A 23,704-nucleotide genomic window follows, 5' to 3' on the forward strand; every position below is an offset into this window, starting at 1 on the left:
ACCGGACAGGTCCGGCCATCGAATGCGTTACTTCCATTCCTTCGGCCCAGTCCCTGAAAGATCGCGGTCGAGATAGGTGGCCGCACTGATGAGGGCCAGGTGCGTCAGCGCCTGCGGGAAGTTGCCAAGGTGCTGTGCGCTGCTTCCTAACTCCTCGGAGTAGAGCCCAAGGTGATTCGCATAGCCCAGCATTTTTTCGAACAGCAACTGTGCTCTTGCTGTTTCGTGAGAGCGAGCAAGCGCCTCGATAAACCAGAAGCAGCAGGCGGTAAAGCTGCCCTCATCTCCTTTCAGGCCGTCGAAGCCTTCGACATATTTGTAGCGGTAGACGAAGGTGTCGACGGTAAGCTCCTGGTCGATCCTCTTGAGAGTCGACAGCCATTTGGGGTCCGTGGGGCTGATGAATCGCATCATCGGCATCAGCAGAATGGCAGCGTCTACTACCTTCGCGCCCTTGTACTGGACAAAGGACTGCAGCTCTTCATCCCAGAAGTTGGTATGGATGTCGTTCGCGATCTCGTCGCGCGTCTCTTCCATCCACCCGAAAGGGCCTGTCAGCGAGCGTTTCGCTCCCAGGCGAACGGCGCGATCGAAGGCCACCCAGCACATCAGCCTGGAATGCAGAAAATGTTTGCGACCGCCGCGCACCTCCCAGATGCCATCGTCCGGCTGGTTCCAGTTGCTAGCCAGCCATCGCAGCATGCGCTTGACGTTTTCCCAGTCCTCGATGCTCAACCCGTCGCCGTACTTGGCGGCGAGATACACCGAGTCCAGAAACTCGCCATAGATGTCGAGCTGCAGTTGCTGCCACGCGGCATTTCCAATTCTCACCGGGCGTGAATCTTCATAGCCTCGCAGATTATCCAGTGTCGTCTCAGGAGTCTCATGAGTTCCGTCGATGCGATACAGCACCTGCAGCGGTCCCTGGGGTGAGTCATAGTTCAGCCGATCGTGAATCCAGCGCTGAAACTGTGCCGCCTCCTCCTGGAAGCCGAGCCGCATCATCGCATACAAGACGAAAGAAGAGTCTCGAAGCCAAGTATAACGATAATCCCAGTTGCGCGAACCTCCGATACTTTCAGGAAGCGCAAACGTCGGGGCTGCCACGATGGAGCCATAATCACGGTCGATCAGCAGCTTCAGCAGGAGACCTGAACGGTTGACCATCTCACGCCATCTGCCCTTGTAGTTCGACTGACCAATCCAGTTCCGCCAGTAGTCTGAGGTCTTCTGAAATTCCTCTTCCAACCCCTCCGGTGAGAGATCCTTGCGAGCGTCGGCAGCGTCTTCACTGAAGACGAACCATGCAACGTCGCCAGCTTTGAGCCGGAAGGATTGAGCCACGTCATCGCCGTCCAGCTGGAGCTTGAGTGTCGACTGCAGCACAAAAGGCGGTTGATCATCGTCATGCAGAAAGAGGACTGCATTTCCGTCATGCTTCGCTGTGTGCGGGACTCTTCCATAATCGAATCGCGGCCGGCATTGCAGGTTGAACTCCACGTCTCCGTGAATGACGGCGACGCGCCGCACAATACGTCCAACATCGTCGCCGTTCAAAACAGGCATGAAATCTGTGATCTCTGCAATACCTGCTCCCGATAAAAACCGGGTAAGCAGAACATTCGTATCCGGAAGATAGAGCTGTTTGGTGCCGCTATCCTTCAGGTTTGCCTGAATGCAGAAATAGCCGCCCTTCTGCGGATCAAGCAGCGCTGCAAACACCGTCGGAGAATCGAAGCGTGGGAAGCAGAAAAAATCGATTGCGCCTGTCATGCTGACAAGCGCGAGCGTACGCAGGTTTCCGATAACGCCGTAGTTTTCAATCGGCAGAAAGTCTGACATCGTCTCCTAATCCTGTCGGGCTCGTCTTATCGCCTGACCTGCCCAGTAATAAGCTCGCTTGGGATAAGCTTCCCCACACAAAGGTATTACAACTTTGGGACCGTGGTCTCTTTACTGCTGATTTTGTTAGGTTTACATGCATGCATCCTCAGCAGCAACCATCGCCAAACTCACGAATCCTGGCGACCATCACGGCCCTCCCCTGGTTGATCATCTGGATAGCGGCACTCATTACCTTGCTTGGAAGGCGCGTCTCGGACATTCCCTTTGAGTATCCGCTGGCACTTACCCTGACCATCGCATCTCCTTTTGTCGCCTGGTATTTCTTTCGAAGGTGAGATGATGGTTGGCATGCGATCGCTGCTTCGCCTTCCCTATCTTGCCATTCTGTTCGTCTTCTCTCTTCCCATGGCATCCGCCCAGACATCCTCGGACGCATCGTCCATCATGACCGCCGTCGAAGCATCGCACGATGCGCCGTTGACGACCGATCCCTCCGCATCCTTCTGGCAGAACACGCAACCGGTCTTCATCACCGGAGATACTTTCGGGAACCCTGTGCCATCGCATCGCACTGAGGTGCGCTCTCGCTGGACCAAAGACAGTTTGTATCTTCTCTACATTGCTCCCTATGAGCAGTTAAACCTCAAGCCTTCGCCCAGTACGACCACGGAGACCTTTCAGCTTTGGAACTGGGACGTCGCCGAGGCTTTCATCGGATCGGACTTCAACAATATCAAGCTCTATAAGGAGTTTGAACTCTCACCCCAGGGCGAGTGGGTCGATCTCGATATTAATCTGGACAAAATGGGAGATAAGAATGCCTGGAAGTGGAACTCCGGCTTTCAGGTCAGCGCGCGCATCGATCGTGAACATAGAATCTGGTACGGCGCAATGCGGATTCCCTTCTCTTCCATCAACTCGCAGGCAACTGCCAAAGAGGGACAAAAGTTCCGGATCAACCTCTTTCGCTGCCAGGGGCCTGAAGCGACGCGTCATTATCTTTCCTGGCAGCCAAGCATGAGCAAAACATTCCATGTGCCGGAGCACTTCGGAACGTTAGTTCTCGGCGGACCGGTGTCTGATTCACGCTAGAGCGTATCCACCACTTATGGCGCATTGGCCTGGGAGAATCGCCAAGCCATTTTCTTTTCAATGCCTTTCGGAGGTGTCAGAGGAATGCCAGGAGTGCACGTTCAGAACCGCCAAATCAGGATAATTTTGACAGAAAGCTAGAAGTTGAACGCTAGTCCTGCCTGAATCATGCGCGGCGACTGCGCCAGAAACAGCATACGGCCATCGCGTGACAACACAGGCCTGTATCCCTGCTCCAGAAGATTGGTGATGTCGACCGTAGCTTCAAGACCATCTGGCAGCACTCTGCCGACGCGCACAGGCTGGCGGATCAGGAAACTCAAGTAAGCCTGATCGCTGAAGGCGGCATAGGAGTTGACTGCGGTGACCATCGCCTCCGGCTGATACCGGTACGAGGCTCGAACCTGTGTTCCGCTGTGAATGACACGACCCTTTAGGGCGACGGTGGCAGTCTGCGCCGCGCGCGGCCTCAACTCCGTCGAAACCATGTCCAGCCGCACAGGATCCTTACCCGCAGGAGCTGCCAGGGCGCCACCCGTGCTGTACTCCACGGCAACCCACAGTCCGGGGGTGATCGGCTCGGTCATCAACAGGCTGACTCCCTGAGAGCCGTATCCCGCTCCCATTGTCCTGAAGGTGTCGGTTGCCGTATCGGCGAGAATGCCGCCAGCCGCTACAGGCGCCAGATCCGCAACACCAATCGCGCCGCCGCCTGCGAGCATTGATTTCCGGATATTGTCCTTATAGTAGGAGACCTGAATCAGGCCCCGACCTGCCTTCCGTCCCAGCGTAAACTCCTGGTGCAGGCCGCTGGCCATACGCATCCGGCCCTGCTCCATCACGCCTACGGGAAGCTCCAGTTCCACTGTATCCAGTCCGGCGAACGACTGCAGATCCCGCGAGGTTGCCATCCGGTAGCCTGCGGTCCACCCTGCTGCAGGATGCGCCGTTACCCGCAGAAAAGGCCGCGATGCGATGCCGTACCCCGCCCCGCGCAGGACATAGACCGTTCCACCCACTTCAAGATCGACGGAATCTCCGAGCGTGGTCTTCTGGGCCGAAGCCAGCTGCATTGCGTCAAAGCCTGATGCCCCCGCGGCGCCGATCATCTCCGGGTGTGACTGATAGCTCGCCACCAGGCGGCTGGAGCCCGCCAGTCCAAAGCGGCGCTGATATCCGGCCTGCAGCGAAGTTGAGGGAGCCCGCAGAGCGGGATCGGTGCGAGTCCCGATATCGGCCCGGATCTCGATATCGGATCCATCGGGCATCGAACGATCTACCTGGAAGACGTTGTGAACGCCGCCTGTGCCGAAGCCACCATCTCCGGACTGCACCCCCGCCCTCGCCTTGTCTGCAGGCTTTTTATTTTCGGACGCACTCGACGACAGCATCACCACATCGCCGTTCTCATCGAAGACACGCAGAATCGGCTTGTTGGCGACAGAACGGAGCGTCCAGGTCCAGTCATCTCGAGGCTCGTCGGCCTTGCGGCGTTCGGCAGGCAGCCACGCGGCAGCGTCGAAGATGGCGTTCATCGTCAGGTTGACGATGGCACGCGCTCCTGGAGTGAGCTGAAGATTTCCATGCAACGCCGGGACGAACAATGCTGCCGAGGCTCGAACCTCATAGTGGCCGGGAAGAAGATTTGCGATCAGATAACGACCGTGAAGATCGGTGTAGGCGGTTCCCACCGGTGCGGCGTTCGGCCCTACCACCTGCACCAGTGCTCCCATCTGGGCCACACCCTGGGCGTTGCGCACGATGCCGGAGACCGCTGCAGGTGCAGCAGCCCATCCAGGCATGGATACTGTCATGACGACAGCAGCCAGTATCGCGATCTTCAATCCGGTACGTTCCACAGTCTTGGCACCTGGGCGTCTACGACTGCTCCCAAAAACCGAAGCCCCCGAACCTGCGGGGCCGTCATTCCAAGGTTGCGCTATGGACCGGTTACGCCAGTTCTTATCCACGTAAGCCGTGTCGCCTCCTGCCTGCGCACCTCATCAGGGTCTAAGACCAAGACACCTCAATCTACAACAAACGGCGCAGATTCTGCGATCTGCTGCTTCGAAATTCCATCGTCAACCTTGATGGTGATCTCGTATTTGCCGGGCTCCAGGCTTGCCAGCGGCATCGACCGCTCCAGGGTCACCTGGTCCGCATTAGGATTCGTCTTCGAGGTAAGCTCCTCGGTATTCAGCAGCACCTGCTTGGTCGCCACATTTGTTACCTGATACTCGATCTTGGCGCCGTTGTGCTTGCTCTTTTCATCGATTCCGAGGTTATACACCTGCATCCAGAAGTTCAAGTTCTGGTTGCGATGGAACGTTACCGGCTGGCTGCCACCCGACGACACGCGCGGGCGAATCCGTGTGTTCCCGATCACGAAGTTGCCTGCTCCGATATCTTTCGAAGGAACCCGCTCCATCTGGTCGGCAAGAATCAGAGACGAAGCTGCGAGACGATCATCATCGTATTTGGGAACGTTGATGCTGCGCTGCCACCGTCCGATGTGATCGGGGTTGTTCACGTCCTTGATGACAATATCGACCTTGTACAGCCCAGGACGCAGAGGAATTGACTTCCAGTAAACCGAGGCATTGTTCTGCGTCTTGCCCAGAAGCTCGCTCGGAACCTGCACCTGTACCGTGTCTTCAAAGGGCTGGATGACGCGATGATTGAGGTTGGAGACCCTGCCCAGGATATTAACCGTGCCCGTCGCTACGCCGTCCTTGTTCTGGAAAGTGATGTCCTTGTTGCGAATCTGCAGAGTAATCGGCACCAGGATGGTGTCGTTGGTCACCTTCACATAGTCCGTACGCACATCGAAGAGGAACGGGGGTCCGGTCAGAATCTTCGAGCTGACCATGTACTGCTCCAGGTCCTTGAACTTGATCTCAGGAGCGGCCATCAGCTTGGCGTACTGGTTCAGACGGTCGAACTGCTTGCTCTGGTTCATCGTCGACATCGGCCCGGTTCCAAGCTGCTCCAGGCCGCCGCCGGAGAAGCGGTCCTTCTTCTCGGCCATGCCCATCTGCTCATAAAGTGTCGCACCGGCCCCCGGCACGTACTTCAGCGCATCCTTCTCCGAGCGGTCGATGGTCATGTGATAGTCGCCGCACATGCAGGTATCGACGAACTCAATATCTATATTGTCTCCAATGCCCTGCAGATAGCGATAGTGCCACGTCTCGAACGGATAGGTCGAAGTATTGCCTCCGCCTTCATCCATCGGACGCTGATAGTTTCCGCCACTCGGATGCGAATCGATCGAGTCCGGTTTGCCGTAGGCAATATAGATATGGCCCCGATCCGTCTTCCACCCCGGCTTACCGGCGGCGAAGTGTTCATTCGCGTAGGCGATACGGCGATAGTGCTCGTCGCGGTACTCATTGTCAGGAGAATCGGGGTTGGGATTGCGGCGGAGCCAGAACTGCTCAATAAACTGGTCGCGCTCCTCGTCGTTCGAGAGACTCTTAAAAGCCTGCATCTCCTGGTCGGTGATGATCCAGCGAACGTCCTCGTCCAGCCACTTCTTATAGACGCCCTTCAACTCCTGCCTCAGCGCCTTCTGCTGTGCGAACTTCTCTTTGTCGCTCAGACGCCGCTTCAACGGATCGGGTTTCTCCTCAACCGAAGTTCCCTGCTTTACGTCTCCCTGCGTGCTCTGCGCTCGTGCCGGCAGAATCCAGGCTCCGCAAAGAGCCAGTGAGAAGAAGGCCGTTCCACAAACCAAGTGCCGCGAGGTTTTCATAGTGCTGCGATTGCTCCTGATACCAGCCAATATTGTAGTGCGGGTTACATGCCGGTTACAAGCTGTAGAACCACGCTTGAGGCCCCTGATATCATCAGGTTCCGCCTGGGACTTTTCTTTTTGGACGCTGCGTAAATCGTTCTGGCTCATTTGATACACAAAAAGCATCGCCAGAGCCCGGCAGCATCCGGAAGAAAAGTTCGGGAACGCGAGAGGGCCGAGCCTCGTATTTGTATAGCAGAGCATAAAATCCCACAAGCGCAGTCCGGATGGCCCGGAGAAAGACGCAGAGAAAAATCCCGATGAGTATCAAAAAGATCGCCTTGATTGCGGTAGGAGTCCTGATCCTCGCAGGAGTCATCGCCGGCGTTATTCGCCACAAGCAGAATTCCATCACCAAGGTAGCCACCGGCCACGTCGTGCGCCAGGACATCGTATCCATCGTCAATGGAACTGGCCAGATCAAGCCAAAGACCTACGTCAATGTGGGCGCCACCGCCTTCGGTCGAATTACGCATCTCTACGTCAAAGAAGGCGACCACGTAAAGAGGGGCCAGCTCGTCGCTACGGTCGAGAGCGAGCAGCCGGCCTCCGCCGTCCAGGCCCAGACCGCGACGATTGCAGCGTCGAAGACGGATGTACAGTCCTACATCGCTGCCGAGCGCACTGCCGAAGCCAACGTGGCCCAGGCCAAGGCTGATCTTGAGCAGAAGCGTTTTGACTACGAACGCGCTCGGGCGCTCTACGAGGACAAGCTGATCGCCAAGCAGGACTATGACGCCAAGAAGGCTGCCTTCGACGTATCTGAAGCGACGCTGCAACAACGCCAGGCCTCCGTCGCCCAGGCAAAGGCGCAGACTGCCTCGGCCCATGGGCACGTCGAGCAAGCCGTTGCTACCCTGCGCGGCAATACCTACTCGCTGGGGCTTACACAGAGCAGGGCACCCTTCGATGCCCTTGTGACCAACGTCCCCGTCCGCGAAGGAGAGACCGTCGTCGTCGGCATCCAGAACGCCGAAGGCTCCACCCTGATGACCCTCGCCGATATGTCGGTCATCACCGCCGAAGTCAAGGTCGACGAGACCGATATCGTCAATGTGGCTCTGAACCAGCCAGTCAATGTCACCGTGGATGCCCTTCCCGGCCGCGTCTTCAAAGGTCACGTCACTGAAGTTGGCGATCAGGCGCTGCTTCGCACCACCGGCCTAGCCACCAGTCAATCCACGACGGGAACTGAGGAAGCAAAGGATTTCAAGGTGGTCGTGACGCTCGATGAGATCTCCGACGACCTCAAGCCCGGTCTGTCCGCTACCGCAAAGATCACCACGGCGCATCGCTCCGATGTACTGACTATCCCCATCCAGGCGCTGGTGCAGCGTAATCCGGAGATGGAGAAGACCCTCGATCAGCATGACGGCAAGATGCCTGGAACCAGCGGAGTTGCTGCCAGCACCACCCCGCCCACAGCCAAGGGAGAGGCAATCACCGGCGTCTACGTGCTGCGGAACGACCGCAAGAAGCTTCGCGCTGTCTTCGTTCCCGTAAAGACAGGAGTTACCGGAGCCACGGATATCGAGGTATTGGGAGGACTGAAACAAGGAGACGAGATCGTTACCGGGCGCTACAAAACTCTTCGCACCCTCAAGAGCGGGACCACCGTCAAAAGAGACAACACGCCGGAGACCCCGGCTGAAGGCTCGTAAAGACCCTTTGGCCGGACGCATGGAGGCCCTTTCTTCAAAGGGAACCTCCCCGATGCCGCCGCCGTATAGTAACGAAAAGGTCTATCCTAGAAATCATCCAGGCCATTTCGTGTCGCTCACAGGCCTGGAGAAACAACCGGAGAATCGGATGGCTCTCGAAACCGCAGTCGACACTACCGTCAGCAACGCCGCCGGCCCGCATCCCGGAGACGTCATCGTCACCGATAATCTCTGGAAGACCTATGAGATGGGCGACCAGGAGGTCCACGCCCTCCGCGGCGTCAATCTTCGCATCCGGCACAACGAATACGTCGCCATTATGGGGCCGTCCGGCTCCGGCAAATCGACCCTGATGAACCTCATCGGCTGCCTGGATTCGCCTTCACAGGGCAAATACTGGCTGAACGGCCACGATGTCTCCGAGCTGAACGACGACGAGCTTGCCCGCATCCGCAACAAGGAGATCGGATTCGTCTTCCAGACCTTCAATCTGCTGGCCCGGGCGACCGCGCTCCACAACGTCGAGCTGCCCCTGATCTACAACGGCACCCCTGCGGCGGAGCGCGACCAGCGCGCCAAGGCAGCTCTCGATAGCGTAGGTCTGGGCACACGTATGCTACACAAGCCCAACGAGCTCTCCGGCGGCCAGCGTCAACGTGTTGCCATCGCTCGCGCTCTCATCAACAATCCGTCGATCATCCTTGCTGACGAGCCCACTGGAAATCTGGACTCCAAGACCGGCGACGAAATCATGGCGCTCTTCGACGAACTTCACGCCCGCGGCAACACCATCGTCCTGGTCACACATGAGCCCGACATCGCAGAGTTCGCTCACAGGGTCGTCACCATCCGCGACGGCGTTATCGCCAGCGACCAGGCGTCCGGGCGAATCCGCACCTAAGCTCTCTTTGGCGATAGAGCGGATGCCATCAGATAGGTCATTCGTTCTAGCCCGTTCGATAGTGGCGGTATGAATTTCAGACCATTCCGTGGGCTGAAATAACTGGTAATCAACTCCTTACAGCACCCCCTGTTACTCCTCCAGTACCAGCATCCCCGGTTGGACCTTCTGTGCCGTCTAATATGGAGCTATGGGACTCCTGTTCGGTCGCCTTCGAGCCGCCGTTGTTGGAATCATTGTCGTTCTTTTCTGCTGCCGAATTTCCTTAGGGCAGGCAGGTCGGTTTGATCTTACCGGACCGCGCATCGATGTGCGCGTTACTCGGGGAGACAAGACCCTGCCGATCGCCTCCGTTCCCAACCTGCAGCCAGGCGATAAGCTGTGGCTGTTTGCCGATCTTCCCAGAACTCAGTCCGTCCATTACCTGCTGGTGGCTGTCTTTCTGCGAGGAACGACCAATCCCCCTCCAGACAAGTGGTTCCACAAGATCCAGACATGGGACAAGAAGGTTCGGGAAGAGGGAGTGACCATCACCGTCCCAAACGAGGCCCAGCAGGCCATCCTGTTCCTGGCTCCGGAGACCGGCGGGGACTTCTCAACCCTCAAATCCGCCGTTAAGGGCCGGCCGGGGATCTTTGTCCGTGCCTCGCAGGATCTGACGGAAGCGGGCTTTGAGCAGGCCCGCATCGAGAAATATCTCGCAGCGATCAAAACGGTCGATCCAGGAGATCCCAAAGCGCTCAAGGAACACTCCGAGCTGCTGGCCCGGACCCTGAATCTGCATCCCAACCAGGATTGTTTCAACAAACCCATGGATCAGCAGTATGCCTGTCTGACCCAGACGGGAACCCAGACGCTGCTGAATGACGGACATGGAGAGAACGTCGTCTCCATGCTCTCGCGCAGTGACACCTCGGCCCTGATCGGCGCTGCAGCCAATACCAGTATCGCAGGTGGAGGCCTCTATTCGGCCTACGTGGGCGCCGTCGTGGATCTGGTCCGTCTCACCAGTAACCTCCATACGGCGCAATACCAGTACATTCCGGCGATTGCCTTTCCCCAGGTCGAGGCCCTGAATCTTCGCCTGAATACGGCGCCTTCGTTCCATAATCCGAAGTCGGTTATTGTCATCGGTCTGCCTTCCATCCAGAAGGCGATTCCTCCGCCCCTTCGCGCCTCGGACGCTCAATTTGTTACCTGCATGTTGAAGCCTGGAGTCACTCTTCCGGTCGAAGGTGCGCCGCTGGTCTTCTCTACAGCCTTTGCGCACGACATGGTTCTCCATATCAATGGCGCCCCAAGAGCCGACATCCCCCTAAGTCCTGACCCTTTTAAGGGAGGACTTGTCCTGCGTCCGGAGGAAAGCCGCACGCATATTCCGCTACCGAATGAACGCTTCGGCAAGGGCGACGACCAGGTAAAGAAGGATAGTTCGCCATCTGGAAATGAGCCGAAGCCACCGACCGATCCCGATGCCCCCAAAACCGACGTGACCGGAACCATCACCGGATACTGGGGCTTTGATCCATTCACGGGCCCGACGCTTCCTCTCCAGGACGTTGCCGGAAAGGACTGGAAGCTGGCTACTGATTCCGTCCTGATCGCCGGACGTGAGAACCATCTCACCCTCAGCTCCACCGGGACGGCATGCATCGACAACATTACTTTTGAGCGCTCCTCCGGCCGCGTAGGAGAGGCGCAGTGGAAGCGTTCGGACAAACCGAACGTCGTCGATGTGACCCTTTCGCTCAAATCCGTCGATCCGGGGAATATCCACCTGGATGTGCATCAGTATGGTGAGACGCCTGTGGCTGCCGTTACGGCCCAGACCTTCTCGGAGCCTGCGCGCATCTTTGCGATTACGCTGCATGCGGGTGACTCGGCAGCAACGCTCCAGGGGACGAGTCTCAACCAGGTGCGTCAGGTCGAAGTCAACAATCTGAACTTTACCCCCATCGGAGAGCCGGCTATCGCTCCCGGACAGACGGGGGCAAGCCAGCGTACAGAGAACCTGACCGTCTCCCTTCCCGAGTCTTCCCAGGGGCCAGACCTGCACCCTGGCGACCATTTGACGGCACACGTCGCGCTCCGTGATGGCCGTACGCTCAGCCACGTCGTCACTGTGGATTCCCCCCGTCCCTCAGTAACCTTGCTGAACCGGGCTATCTCGAAACAGGGCGTCTCGCCGATCCGTTTGGCCAATCCTGACGATCTCCCCGTCGATGAGAAAATCACCTTCTCGCTGCACTCCGCCTCACCGTTCCCACGCAACGGGAAGATTGAGATCGCGAACGCCGATGAGAGCCTTCGGTCGGACCTGACCATCTCTTCGGGGTTGATCCTTCAGAACGCTCATACGCTGCTCGGCAGCTTCGATCCCCTGAAGACCTTCGGCACCTCCGCTTATGGCCCCATACGACTGCGGCCCATCGGTCCTGAGGGCACCGCAGGCGACTGGATCTCGCTTGCCAATCTTGTCCGCCTGCCTCGCCTGCAGGAGATTCACTGCCCGAGCGATCCGGCTGCTCTCTGCACGATGTCGGGGTCCGATCTTTATCTGGTCGATTCCATCTCCAATGACGTCAGCTTTGCTAACCCAGTCCAGGTGCCTGAAGGCTTCGTGGGGAATACTCTGTCCGTTCCCCGCCCCCCGAAGAGCGGCTTCTACCTCAAACTCAAGGATGAACCGGATTCGGAAAATATGGTCGTAATGCCGGTGCAGATTCAACGGGCGCCACAACCACCACAGCCCGTTGCTGCTCCTCCGCCTGCAACTTCCCCGACGGCTCCTGCCGAACCACCTTCATCGACCTCTGCGCCCGATAGCCATGAGCCTGCGCCCCCTGGAACAGCTCCAGATACCGCGGCGCCCGCAACTCCACCGCCCTCCACCCCCCAGCCTGCTCGTAAGGCCCGTTGACAAATCCTCGGTCGGTGGCCGTAGGCAGTATCAAGAGGGCTGATGCAGTAAGTTGCTTATAGTCTGCGAAGTACAGTCGTAAAATCGCGACGAAGGATTCACATGGTTTTCTAGAATAAGTGCAGAGACTTGAAAGGGGATCCCTGCGGGACCCCTTTCATAAATTACCGCATGTTACGTCATTTCAAGGCTTTGTATGGCAAAAGCCAAACATAAGTCTTATCTGTGAAGACTTTGTGCAATAAGCCAGGAATGCCTACCCTTTGACGTCGACGGAGCTGGCCGCTCGCTCTCGCACCTTGCTGTGCTTCACACTGTAAGTGAAGTACACCACCAGACCGATCACCAGCCACACGATCAGGCGGACCCAGTTCAGCCAGCCCAGCTTGACCATCAGGTAGCCATTGGCAAGAATTCCCATGGCCGGGATGAACGGTACCCATGGCGTGCGGAAGGGACGTGGACGGTCCGGCTCGGTTCTGCGTAGCACGATGATTGACATGCATACGATCACGAAGGCCAGCAGCGTACCGATGTTCACCATCTTGCCGATATCGTCGATTGGAGTTACAGCCCCGACGACGCCGGCAAGGGTGCCTACCAGGAAGGTGTTCCTGAACGGCGTGCGAAAGCGCGGATGAACTTCGGCGAAGAACTTCTTCGGCAGCAGGCCGTCACTGGCCATCGCGTAGAGCACACGCGTCTGGCCCAGCAGCATCACCAGCATCACCGAGGTAAGACCCGCCAGCGCGCCGACGATAATGATGTTCGAAGCCCCGATTAGCTCGCGGTCCAGAAAGGCCCGCGCCAGCGGCGCCTCGATATTGACGGACTGCCATGGCACCATGCCTGTGAGCACGGCCGCGACACCGATGTAAAGCACCGTACAGATCACGAGTGAAGCGATCATGCCGATCGGCAGGTCGCGCTGCGGGTTCTTCGCTTCCTGAGCCGTCGTCGAAACCGCGTCGAAGCCGATGTAGGCAAAAAAGATGTAGGCCGCTGCGGCTCCGATGCCACTCATTCCGAACGGAGCGAACTCATGCCAGTTGGCGCCCCAGTTGCCAGGGTGAACATACTTCGCGCCCAGACCGATGACAAACAGCACCACGGCGACCTTCAACACCACGATGGTCGAATTGAACTTCGCCGACTCCTTGATGCCGATAGCGAGCACGGTCGTAATGATGAGCGCGATGACAAGGGCCGGAAGATTGATCCCGATCTCATGGCCAAACAGGACGGGTGCGCCCAGAACCTGGTGGGCCCGCGTGACCATCTCGGCTGTCGGCGCGGCGACAATGTCGCTCATCTGCTTGATGTAATCCTGCGTTCCGGGGGCCAGCGCCGGGAAGTTCGTTGCCATGACCTGACGGGCCACCTCTTCCATCGCCTTGCGCAGGCCGGTCCAGTGATCGTAGGCCAGCCACAAGGGAAACTTCAGGTTGAATACGTCCAACAGCTCTACGAAGTTGTTGGACCAGCCGGAACTGACGGTACTAGCTCCCATAGCGTATTCCAGCGTCAAGTCCCAGCCGATGATCCAGGCGATCAGCTCTCCCAGGGTAGCGTAGGCATAGGTGTAGGCTGAGCCGGCCAACGGAATCATGGCCGCGAACTCCGCATAGCAGAGTCCGGCAAACCCGCAGCCCAGGCCTGAGAGTACGAACGAAAGCATCAACCCCGGGCCAGCGTAATGGGCTCCGAGCCCCGCCATGACAAAGATGCCTGCGCCAATCACCGCACCCACGCCGAGCGCAGTCAGTTGAAACGGTCCAAGCACACGTTCCAGCGTCTGTTCGCCCTCGGCCTCAGCCTCGGCAAGCAGCAGGTCCATCGGTTTTCTGATAAACAACTTCGACATTCGTCCTATGGTTCTCCTTCTCTACGTCCCGGTGGTTCTCAATTCGGCAGCCTCCGCCTCCAACGCGGCACTCCGCCGGCTCCATACCAGATATACCGGAACACCCAGGAGAACGATGATCAACCCCGGCCAGGTATATTGGGGTTTGTAACGCAATAGTACAAGACAAATCCAGGCTGCCATGACGATATAAAGACCCGGCAGCAGGGGATAGCCGATGGCGCGATACGGACGTTGCGCCTCCGGCCGGGTCCGCCGAAGCACAAACAGCCCCGCTATCGTCAGGATATAGAAGATAAGCACCGCAAAGATCACATAATCGAGGAGCTGGGAGTAGCTTCCTGACAGACAGAGCAGGCACGTCCAGATGCATTGCACCCACAGCGAATTGACCGGGGTCTTCGACCGCTCGCTCAGCTTGCCGACCGACTTGAAGAAGAGTCCGTCTCGGCTCATGGCGTAGTAGACGCGAGCGCCGGCCAGCAGCATCCCATTGGCGCAGCCGAAGGTGGAGACGAGAATTGCCAGCCCCATCAGTCTGGCTCCGTAGCCTGTAAATGCGCGCTCCATCACGGCAGTAGCGACGCGATCTTCCGTCGCGAACTGAATTCCCCGCCCTGCAATGGTTGTCGCGTGCGGATCGCCCACAAGAGGAAGCACACTCAGAAAGACGAAGTTGCACAGCACGTAGAGCAGCAGGACCACGCCTGTACCGATGGCGAGCGAAAGTGGAAGATTGCGCTTCGGGTTGCGAATCTCGCCCGCAGTAAAGGTGACGTTGTTCCATGCATCGGCACTGAAGAGCGAGCCCACCTGAACGATCGCCAGGATGGTCAGAATGCCGACATAGTCTGTCCCACCGAGTTGCGAGGCATGCAGAGAGTGCCAGCCTGCGCCAGCCCAGAAGTTATGCCAGCCCGCGCCAAAATTGGCAGCCAAGGCAGCGGGATCCCGCACGACCAGGCCAACCAGAACCATAGCCGCCAGCGCAAGAACCTTGGCCGAGGTAAAGAGGTTCTGTACAGCCGCACCCATTTTGACGCCGAAGGTATTAAGGAGCGTCAGCAGAATGATCACGACGATGGCTGCAAGGTTGGCAGTATTCAGACCGATGTCCATATTGCCGAGAACCATCGGGCCCACATGCCATGCAGGAACATGCCCGATGTGCCAGAGCCAGTGACTTGTATTGACGGAGGGAAAGAAGACTCCAAGGAACTTGCCGAAGGCCACTCCGACGGCAGCGATGGTACCCGTCTGAATGACGAGAAAGAGCGTCCAGCCGTAGAGAAATCCCCACAGCGGTCCCAGAGATTCGCGCAGGTAGATGTACTGGCCGCCTGCTTTGGGCATCATCGCCGCAAGCTCTCCGTAGCTGAGAGCGCCGATGATGGTCATCACTGCGGTCACCAGCCACGCACCAATCAGTAGCGCGGGAGAGCCAAGGAGGCGTGACATATCGGCCGGCACAATAAAGATGCCCGATCCGATCATGGAACCCATCACGATCGCAGTCGCAGAGAATAACCCCATCCCCTGCACGAACTGGGGCTGAGTCGCGGAGGTCACGTCAGCTTGCCTGGAAGAATTCTTCACGTTGCAGTCTTTTCTATCCCAAATGGCGGAGAAAGTCTTCCAGCAACTTAGTCTCCGGAAGAAAAGCAGATTCCTCCACTCCGTTACGCTCCGGTCGGAATGACACTCTCAAGAAAGCGGATATTCCACGACCACTTTGACGACATGCACTGAGCTTCGATGTCATCTATTCGCGAAATTAGAGGAACTGTCAGGCGGTGGACTTCGGCATTGCGCGTATAAAGGTCTCGACCCACTGCGCTGCGGTAGCTCCAGGATGGAAGAAAGCACCGATGATTGCAACACTATCCGCGCCCGCCTCAATAACACTGCCCGCACTGTCGGCTGTGATTCCCCCTATTGCCACCAACGGCTTGGAGGTTAGAGCGCGTGCCTGCCGGACTCCTTCGAGCCCAACGACAGGATCAGGATTTCGCTTGGTTGAGGTGGAGAAGACAGGACCGATGGCGATGTAATCGGCGCCAGCGGCATCCGCTTCTATGACCTGCCGGGTGGAGTGCGTGGAGCAGCCGACGATACCGTGCGGGAGTGCAAGCCGAGCCTCTGCAATGGCTGCATCGGTCTGGCCGACGTGGACGGCACGCCATCCGGCAAGACGCGCCAACTCCGGGGAATCATTCATGACCAGAGTGACGTCTGCTCCCTGGAAGATTCCTGAGATTGCGCGGGAGTTCCGCAGAATCTGTTCCGACGAACCGGTCTTGTCGCGATACTGAAGGAGGGTGACGCCGGCGTCTCGAAGTTCCTCCACAAAGGAACGTAGATCGATACCTCTAGCCGCCAGCATCTCGGAATCTACGATGGGGTAAAGACGTGGAACTCTCAGGAATCCCAAGGGATCTTTCTTCTGCCGCACCTCAAGCCTTCACGTCGTTCTGGCGCTCCAGAAACCGTTCCATAAACTTCGTATCGAACTTACCGGCGCGAAACTCCTCATCGGCGAAGATACGCTGATGCAGCGGGATGGTCGTGTGGATTCCCTGCACGACGAACTGGCTCAAGGCACGCTGCATCTTGTTCATGGCCTCCTCGCGATCCTTACCGTGGCAGATGAGCTTGGCGATCATGGAGTCATAGTACGGAGGGACGACACCCTCGGCGTATTGCGCGGTATCAACGCGAACGCCATTGCCGCCCGGCACGTTGAAGGCTGTGATCTTGCCCGCACTGGGGGTGAACTTCTCAGGATGCTCCGCATTGATGCGGCACTCGATCGCATGGCCGCGAATCTCGACCGGGCCGGGAACGATGGCGTTGAGCTTTTCACCGGCTGCGATACGAAGCTGCGCCTTCACCAGATCAATCCCGGTCACCATCTCGGTGACGCAATGCTCCACCTGGATACGGGTGTTCATCTCAATGAAGTAGATCTTGCCATCCTCGTCCATCAGGAATTCGATCGTGCCTGCATTCCAGTAGCCGATACTTTCGAGAGACTTCTTGATGGTCTTGCCCAGCTCCTCGCGGAGCTTCGGGGTGATCTGCAGACTTGGCGCCTCCTCGATGAGCTTCTGATGGCGACGCTGAATGGAGCACTCACGCTCGCCCAGGCTCATTACGTTGCCGTGCTCATCGGCCAGCACCTGGAATTCGATGTGGCGCGGACGCTCGATGAACTTCTCCATGTAGAGATCGCCATTGCCGAACGCAGCAGCAGCTTCCGTGGATGCCTGGTTATATAGCCCGGGTAGTTCCTCGGGGCTGCGGCAGATGCGCATGCCGCGTCCTCCGCCACCTGCGACGGCCTTGAGGATGACGGGGTAACCGACGCTCTTCGCCCACTCCAATGCCTCGCCCTCGCTGGCGATGATGCCATCGGAGCCGGGAAGAATGGGGACCTTGGCTTTCTTCATCGTCTGGCGCGCCGTAGACTTCTCGCCCATCATGCGCGTGACCTCGGGGGGAGGCCCGATGAACTTGATGTTCGAGGCGCGGCATACCTCGGCGAAGTTGGCATTTTCGCTCAACAGGCCATAACCCGGGTGGATTGCGTCCACATCGGTGATCTCAGCGGCCGAGATGACCGCAGGCACATTCAGATAGCTTTCCGCCGAACGCGGAGGTCCGATGCAGATAGCCTCATCGGCAAACTTTACGTGCAGCGAATTTCTATCGGCCTCGCTGTAAACCGCAACCGTGCGGATCCCAAGCTCCTTGCACGCGCTGATGACGCGCAGTGCGATCTCCCCACGATTTGCAATCAGTACCTTCCGAAACATAAACCCCGATGCCTTCCGTCAAAGTCAGGATCGTCCATCCCTTTACACGAGACAAACGCAACGAAAAAATTACCGCGGCCGAATCTCAAAGAGCGGCTGTCCGTACTCTACGGGTTGACCGCTGTTGGCGATCCTGCGAACGACCTCGCCGGCAATATCGGACTCGATCTCGTTCATCAGCTTCATCGCTTCGACGATGCAGAGCACCTGTCCGGCCTCGACCTGATCGCCAATCTGAACGAACGAAGGCGCGCCGGGGGCGGGTGACTCGTAGAAGGTTCCGACGATCGGCGACTTGACCTCGTGCAGCTTCTCTGCCGGAGCAGAGGTATCCGGTGCAGCGCCAAGGCTGGCAGGATGGGCTGTAGCTGCCGGAGAGGCAGGAACAGAACCAGGGGCCGATGAAACCAGCCGGCTCAACTGTGCCAGGTCGAAAGCTCCCGAGGCCGCTGCCGGCGCCGGCTCACCCGCAAACTTGATCCGCACCTTCAGATCGGGCTGCTCCATGTCGAACTCGGCGATCTCGTTGGCCTTGAGAAACTCCACCAGCTCGCGAAGCTCCTGCATCTTTGTTCCGTCCATCGTCACTCCTGTGCCTGTTGCGGCACTTCTGGTTATTTTTTACAGCTCGATCCAGGCTTTCACGCTTGGCGTCAGGATCTCGTGCCCTTCTGACGTTACCAGGACCATATCCTCAATTCTGAGGCCGAACTTTCCGGGCATATAAACCCCCGGCTCAATCGTAATTACCATTCCGGGCTCAAGCTTCTGCGTCTGCTTTGCAGCCAGCCTGGGCAGTTCGTGAATCTCCAATCCTACGCCGTGGCCCGTGGAATGGGTGAACCACCGGTCGAGTCCAGCGCGGCGAAGCACGCTTCGTGCGGCTTCGTCGATCTCGCCCGCAGAGACCCCGGGAGCGACCGCAGCGACCGCTGCCTCCTGCGCCTCCAGAACCGCATCATACACGTCTCTCTCCTCGGGCTGCGCCTTGCCGAGATGCACGGTGCGCGTCATGTCGCTCATATAGCCATCCAGCACAACACCGAAGTCGAGCGTTACGAAGCCACGACGGGGCAGCTTTGCCGTGCTTGCCCGACCGTGCGGCATGGCACTGCGCGGTCCGCTGGCTACAATCGTTTCAAAGGACATGGCCTCGGCGCCGGCCTGACGCGCGCGGTATTCGAGGGTGGCGGCGACATCGATCTCCGTCAGGCCGGGCCGGAGATACTCCAGCATTCCGTCGAAGAGACTGCATCCCAGCTTCGCAGCCTGCCGAAGCTTCTGGATCTCATCTTCATCCTTGACCTGCCGCAGAGTCGCCACCGGAGCATCCGATGCGACAAAGAGTCTGCGCCGCACCTTGGCTGGAATTGCCTTACGCATGCCTTCCAGTGCAGCGACCGTTGTGATCGAGGCATCGAAGCCGCAGGAAGCAACCCCGGAGTCAGCAACCCACTCGCACGCCGCCGTGACGGCGGATTTCTTTTCAATGACAACCTTGGTTCCACCCGCCTCTTCCTTTGCCTGCTGGATATAGCGGCCATCCGTAAACAGGACCGACTTACCTCCAGTGAGGACCAGGGCTGCATTGGAGCCGGTGAAGCCGCAGAGATAGCGCACATCCGGCAGATGCGTGATGAGCAGAGCATCCAGCCCGGAACGTTTCATCCACTGGCTCGCTGCTCTCTTTCGCGCCTTATAGTTCATCCTTTTGATTCTACTCAACGAATGCACTTCGAGCGTAGTAACTCTGGTTCCCGAACCGTTATCATGGGCTTATGTCCGTTTCGCCGGAGGGCACCTCGCGGTCTCGCATCTCACGCCGTCATTTCATTCTTGGTTCCGGCGTAGCTGCCGCGGGGCTGGCTCTGTACTCCGGAGAGATCGCGCGTCACGATCTCGATATCGTCAACACAACCATCAGGATTGCGAATCTCCCCTCGGCATTTTATGGCTTCCGCGTCGCACAGATCTCGGACATTCATCTGGATGAATTCACCGAACCGTTCTTTCTGGAGCATGCCGTCCATCGCGTCAATCAACTGGCTCCCGACCTTGTACTGGTCACCGGAGACTTTGTCACCCGCGGATCGCTGACCTTTCTCGACAGCCGTCACGCAGCGTACCGCTGCGCAGAGATCCTCAGTACATTGAAGGCTCCTCAGGTCTACACCATTCTGGGGAATCACGATGTCGGGGTCAGTGCTCCGCTGGTGATCGGAGCACTACGGTCCCAGAAGATTCCCGTGCTGGTAAATGAACATGTCCCGATCGAACGGGCAGGAGCACGGCTGTGGCTCTGCGGAACGGATGATGCCGGGACAAGCCATCCTGACCTCGACCTGACGATTCCGGACAGGCCGGATGGCCCCGTTTTATTGATGGTGCATGAGCCGGACTATGTGGATACGGTCCTGCAGCACCCGAAGGGCAAGCTGGCCGACCTGATGCTGTCTGGACACTCGCACGGCGGACAGGTGCGAATTCCCTTCTACGGCCCGCTGATCCTTCCGCCAATGGGACAGAAGTATGTCATGGGGCACTTCACATTCGGCTCTTTACAGCTGTATGTAAACCGCGGGCTGGGAGCAGTCGGCCTTCCCTTCCGGTTCGATTGCCCGCCGGAGCTCACCATCCATACGCTGCAAACTGCATAGCAACTCTGGATGAAGTCGCTCTATGCACTTGTGCGGCGAAAGCAGTCTGGGGCGTGATCATCAACTATGCCGGTTGCCTGCAGCCACGCATAGACGATCACCGGCCCGACAAACTTGAATCCCTTCTTCCGCAGTTCCTTTGAGATGCGTTCCGAGAGATCCGTTTTCGCTGGCACCTTTCCGGTCGTATTGCGAATGGGCTTACCGCCAGCCATGCTCCACACCCAGGTCGACAGATCCTCACCCCGCTCCTTCATGCTCAGATAGACCTTTGCCCCGTTGATCGTAGCTTCGATCTTTGTCCGCGAACGGATAATGCCAGCATCGTTCAGAAGCCGGCTGACGTCCTTCTCGCCCATCCGGGCGACTCTCACAGGGTCGAAGTTATAGAAGGCCTTGCGGAATCCTTCCCGCTTTCGCAGGACGGTCAGCCAGGACAGACCGGCCTGAAAGCCGTCCAGCATCAGCTTCTCCCAGAGCGCCCGGCTGTCATATTCGGGTACTCCCCACTCCTCATCGTGATAGGTGGATAACAGCGGATCACTTTGAGCCCAGCTGCAGCGAACGATCTCTTCCATGACAGAGATAGATTCACGGCTAGAGACAAAGGGTGCAGAAGGTCTTCAGCGGGCGCGACCTGCAGGCTTCTTTTGTTTAGGAGAAACATTGGCAGGTGCAGATGGCTTGGCGCCGCTCTTTTCGTCCATCCAGGCATCGAGCAGCGATTTTTTGAACCGCCACCGGTTACCAAGCTTGAACGCGGGGATAAATCCTTCCGACGCATAGCGATAAAGGCTATCTCCGCTGATGCCGAGATACTCCGATGCCTGCCGGATGTCCATCACCTCACGCGCTGCCGTCTGTGCCTGTGCCATCGGTCGAGACCTCCCCTAAAATCTGGAAAACGGGCGAAATACCAGGGAAACATGCCGTAAACCCGGCACATTCTTTGTATTCCCTTTCTTTCGCCCGTTCAATGGATTTCTAAGAGGAAAGACCTCAAGTTGCTGATAACTGATCGTTAAACAGCCCCAACAGGGGGCTGAAGGCTCCGCATAACCTCCAGCAGATCCTCGCCGACCGTGCGCGTCTTGGCGATGGCGTCTGCCAGCGGAATATCAGATATCTGGGTTCCCTTGAGGACGACCAGGCGCCCGAACTTGCCCTGATGGACCAGGTCGATGGCCGCCACACCATAACGGGTCGCCAGCATGCGATCGTAGGCCGTAGGAGTACCACCGCGCTGCGTGTGCCCAAGGTTCACGCTACGTGTTTCGTACTTCGTGCGCTTCTCAATCTCCTCTGCGAGCGCCTGTGCGACTCCACTGAGGCGGGCATGACCGAAGGCATCGAGGGAGGTGTCGTGGGTTGACTGCCCGCCCGCAGGCAGATGAGCGCCCTCGGCCACGACGACGATGGAGAACTTCTTGCCGTGGTCGTGACGGTACTTCAGAAGCCGGCATACCTCGTCGAGGTCGATCGGCAGCTCGGGAACAAGAATGGCGTCTGCCCCACCAGCGATTCCCGAAGTAATGGCAATCCATCCGGCGTCACGCCCCATCACCTCAACGACGAGTACGCGATTGTGCGACTCGGCAGTGGAGTGCAGGCGATCGATGGCTTCGGTCGCGATGCTGACCGCGGTATCGAAGCCAAAGCACTGATCGGTGCCGCTGAGATCGTTGTCAATCGTCTTGGGAACACCGACGCACTTTACGCCGCGCTCACTGAGAGCCAGGGAGATGGACTGGGTATCATCGCCCCCGAGCGCAATCAGGGCATCCAGCTTGTTCTTCTCAATCGTCTCCAGGCACTTTTCAAAGCCTCCCGGAATCTTCTTCACATTGGTTCGCGACGAGCGAAGGATGGTTCCACCTCTGTGCAGGATTCCTGAGGTCGTCTCAAGATTGAGAGGCATGGTCGTATTTTCGATCACACCGCGCCATCCCTCCATGAATCCTACAAACTCGTCACCGTGATGCAGAATTCCCTTCCGTACAGCACCACGAATTACAGCGTTCAGGCCTGGGCAGTCACCCCCGCCCGTCAACATTCCAACACGCATCGATTCTCCTTTTGTACGACGGGAGAATGATACCGCAGCCTTAACGCCACCATTGTGAGGACAGCGGTGTCCTTCCGACAACCTCAGTCGGCATGCCAGGTGCAGGAATCCAGAGGGGAATCTGTTTCTCTGCTGCAATCTCGCAGAGCCGCTCAATGGGCTGCTTCCATCCGTGCAAAGCAAGATCGAAAAGGCCCCAGTGGATCGGCATCAGCAGGCCATTGCCGCCAAGAGCTTCGAACGCCTGGACCGCTCCTGCGGGGCCAAGATGTATGTCACTCCACAGCTCGTGGAAGGCTCCGATCTCGAGCATCGTCAAGTCGAACGGACCGTACTCGGCTCCAATTTCTGCAAATCCGGACCACCAGCCGGAGTCTGCACCGAAATAGACGTTACGGCCAGCTCCTTTCAGGACAAAGGATGACCACAACGTCTCGCAGCGGTTGAAGAGGCTTCGTCCTGAGAAGTGCCGCGAGGGCAACGCAATGATTTCCATCGAGGCGTCCCCACATCGCTCCGTCCAATCGAGCTCCGTGATGCGCCGGCGCTTGACGCCGTACTCCTCAAGGATGGCTCCAACACCCAGGGACGTGACCCACTCGGTCTCGCGCATCGTATTCAGGCATGCCAGCTTTCGGATCGTCGATTCTCCCAAATGATCGTAGTGGTCATGAGAAATGAGAACGACATCGAGTTTCGGAAGCTGATCGAGCTTTAGTGGAGCGGGAAAGAATCGACGCGGACCGGCCCATCGGAAAGGAGAGGCTCTTTGATCCCATACGGGGTCGAGCAGAATGCGTTTGCCGTCGATCTCCACCAAGGTGGAAGAGTGCCCCATCCACGTGATCCGGAGACCACTTGCCGGGGGGCTGGAATAGATAGCGGGATCAGTATGAAACGGTCCCGGCGGAGTTCGAGGATACTTTTCTTCCTTGTTTATGAAATACAGTGGAAGCGCCTTCCGCATCGTCTCCCAGCCACCAACCGTCGTTGGCAGCGGATTCATAAAACGTCTTCTCTGCTGTACGGCACGCCGAAGAAGCGTGCCTGACCGTTCCGCCTCCGTGGCTTCAATGGATTCCATCGGT

Annotated in this window: 19 protein-coding genes; 6 read left to right on the forward strand and 13 right to left on the reverse strand. The window is 58.0% G+C overall.

The genetic code is table 11. The features are described from left to right. Window positions 1-27 precede the first annotated feature (27 nt). Complete coding sequence (locus GWR55_RS04670) at window positions 28-1,842, reverse strand: glycoside hydrolase family 15 protein (protein ID WP_162401217.1); 1,815 nt, start codon at window positions 1,840-1,842, stop codon at window positions 28-30. 140 nt (window positions 1,843-1,982) lie between these two features. Here GWR55_RS04670 and GWR55_RS04675 point away from each other — a divergent pair, with 140 nt between their 5' ends. Together GWR55_RS04675 and GWR55_RS04680 are read left to right on the forward strand one after the other, a co-directional pair. After that, entirely contained in the window at window positions 1,983-2,180 is a 198-nt protein-coding gene (locus GWR55_RS04675; RefSeq protein ID WP_162401218.1) for a hypothetical protein, read from the forward strand. A 1-nt stretch (window position 2,181) separates the two neighbouring features. Then, a complete protein-coding gene (locus GWR55_RS04680) occupies window positions 2,182-2,937 on the forward strand; it encodes a carbohydrate-binding family 9-like protein (RefSeq protein ID WP_238398649.1) in 756 nt (251 codons plus the stop codon). Window positions 2,938-3,074: 137 nt separating this feature from the next. On the opposite strand, the gene GWR55_RS04685 is transcribed toward GWR55_RS04680, so the two are convergent. Further along, a complete protein-coding gene (locus GWR55_RS04685) occupies window positions 3,075-4,796 on the reverse strand; it encodes a carboxypeptidase-like regulatory domain-containing protein (RefSeq protein WP_202925582.1) in 1,722 nt (573 codons plus the stop codon). Between the two features lie 167 nt (window positions 4,797-4,963). Continuing rightward, window positions 4,964-6,691, reverse strand: a complete 1,728-nt coding sequence (locus tag GWR55_RS04690) for a GWxTD domain-containing protein (protein ID WP_162401219.1) — start codon at window positions 6,689-6,691, stop codon at window positions 4,964-4,966. A 302-nt stretch (window positions 6,692-6,993) separates the two neighbouring features. Here GWR55_RS04690 and GWR55_RS04695 point away from each other — a divergent pair, with 302 nt between their 5' ends. The 3 genes from GWR55_RS04695 to GWR55_RS04705 all read left to right on the forward strand — a co-directional run bounded on the left by GWR55_RS04695 (window position 6,994) and on the right by GWR55_RS04705 (window position 12,215). Continuing rightward, the gene (locus GWR55_RS04695; RefSeq protein WP_162401220.1) at window positions 6,994-8,394 is read left to right on the forward strand and encodes an efflux RND transporter periplasmic adaptor subunit; all 1,401 of its coding nucleotides are present in this window, start codon (window positions 6,994-6,996) and stop codon (window positions 8,392-8,394) included. A 148-nt stretch (window positions 8,395-8,542) separates the two neighbouring features. Continuing rightward, window positions 8,543-9,295 carry an ABC transporter ATP-binding protein gene (locus GWR55_RS04700; protein WP_162401221.1) on the forward strand — a complete coding sequence of 251 codons (753 nt, stop codon included), beginning with the start codon at window positions 8,543-8,545 and terminating at the stop codon, window positions 9,293-9,295. Window positions 9,296-9,485: 190 nt separating this feature from the next. Further along, on the forward strand, window positions 9,486-12,215 hold the full coding sequence (locus tag GWR55_RS04705; protein WP_162401222.1) for a hypothetical protein: 2,730 nt from the start codon (window positions 9,486-9,488) through the stop codon (window positions 12,213-12,215). Window positions 12,216-12,471: 256 nt separating this feature from the next. Here the strand turns inward: GWR55_RS04705 and GWR55_RS04710 are convergent, their stop codons facing one another. The 6 genes from GWR55_RS04710 to GWR55_RS04735 all read right to left on the reverse strand — a co-directional run bounded on the left by GWR55_RS04710 (window position 12,472) and on the right by GWR55_RS04735 (window position 19,601). Beyond that, window positions 12,472-14,079 carry an amino acid permease gene (locus GWR55_RS04710; RefSeq protein WP_162401223.1) on the reverse strand — a complete coding sequence of 536 codons (1,608 nt, stop codon included), beginning with the start codon at window positions 14,077-14,079 and terminating at the stop codon, window positions 12,472-12,474. 21 nt (window positions 14,080-14,100) lie between these two features. Beyond that, a complete protein-coding gene (locus GWR55_RS04715) occupies window positions 14,101-15,612 on the reverse strand; it encodes an APC family permease (RefSeq protein ID WP_162403775.1) in 1,512 nt (503 codons plus the stop codon). A gap of 253 nt (window positions 15,613-15,865) precedes the next feature. Beyond that, a complete protein-coding gene (thiE, locus tag GWR55_RS04720; protein ID WP_162401224.1) occupies window positions 15,866-16,510 on the reverse strand; it encodes a thiamine phosphate synthase in 645 nt (214 codons plus the stop codon). Between the two features lie 22 nt (window positions 16,511-16,532). Further along, window positions 16,533-17,894 carry an acetyl-CoA carboxylase biotin carboxylase subunit gene (gene accC, locus GWR55_RS04725; protein ID WP_162401225.1) on the reverse strand — a complete coding sequence of 454 codons (1,362 nt, stop codon included), beginning with the start codon at window positions 17,892-17,894 and terminating at the stop codon, window positions 16,533-16,535. 69 nt (window positions 17,895-17,963) lie between these two features. Next, a complete protein-coding gene (accB, locus tag GWR55_RS04730) occupies window positions 17,964-18,476 on the reverse strand; it encodes an acetyl-CoA carboxylase biotin carboxyl carrier protein (RefSeq protein WP_162401226.1) in 513 nt (170 codons plus the stop codon). Between the two features lie 39 nt (window positions 18,477-18,515). Next, window positions 18,516-19,601, reverse strand: a complete 1,086-nt coding sequence (locus GWR55_RS04735) for a Xaa-Pro peptidase family protein (protein WP_162401227.1) — start codon at window positions 19,599-19,601, stop codon at window positions 18,516-18,518. A gap of 71 nt (window positions 19,602-19,672) precedes the next feature. Between GWR55_RS04735 and GWR55_RS04740 the strand changes: the two genes are divergently transcribed. After that, complete coding sequence (locus GWR55_RS04740; protein WP_162401228.1) at window positions 19,673-20,551, forward strand: metallophosphoesterase; 879 nt, start codon at window positions 19,673-19,675, stop codon at window positions 20,549-20,551. 20 nt (window positions 20,552-20,571) lie between these two features. Here GWR55_RS04740 and GWR55_RS04745 read toward each other — a convergent pair whose 3' ends face one another. From GWR55_RS04745 to GWR55_RS04760, 4 genes are all read right to left on the reverse strand, one after another. Beyond that, on the reverse strand, window positions 20,572-21,129 hold the full coding sequence (locus GWR55_RS04745; RefSeq protein ID WP_162401229.1) for a DNA-3-methyladenine glycosylase I: 558 nt from the start codon (window positions 21,127-21,129) through the stop codon (window positions 20,572-20,574). A 45-nt stretch (window positions 21,130-21,174) separates the two neighbouring features. Beyond that, complete coding sequence (locus GWR55_RS04750) at window positions 21,175-21,426, reverse strand: helix-turn-helix domain-containing protein (RefSeq protein ID WP_162401230.1); 252 nt, start codon at window positions 21,424-21,426, stop codon at window positions 21,175-21,177. Window positions 21,427-21,572: 146 nt separating this feature from the next. Then, a complete protein-coding gene (locus GWR55_RS04755; RefSeq protein ID WP_162401231.1) occupies window positions 21,573-22,616 on the reverse strand; it encodes a 6-phosphofructokinase in 1,044 nt (347 codons plus the stop codon). A 40-nt stretch (window positions 22,617-22,656) separates the two neighbouring features. Further along, window positions 22,657-23,700 (reverse strand): MBL fold metallo-hydrolase, encoded by a 1,044-nt coding sequence (locus tag GWR55_RS04760; protein WP_162401232.1) that lies wholly within the window; start codon window positions 23,698-23,700, stop codon window positions 22,657-22,659. Between the last annotated feature and the right edge of the window lie 4 nt (window positions 23,701-23,704).

Origin of the sequence: Edaphobacter sp. 12200R-103, from assembly GCF_010093025.1 — a bacterium.
Lineage (GTDB): Bacteria > Acidobacteriota > Terriglobia > Terriglobales > Acidobacteriaceae > Edaphobacter.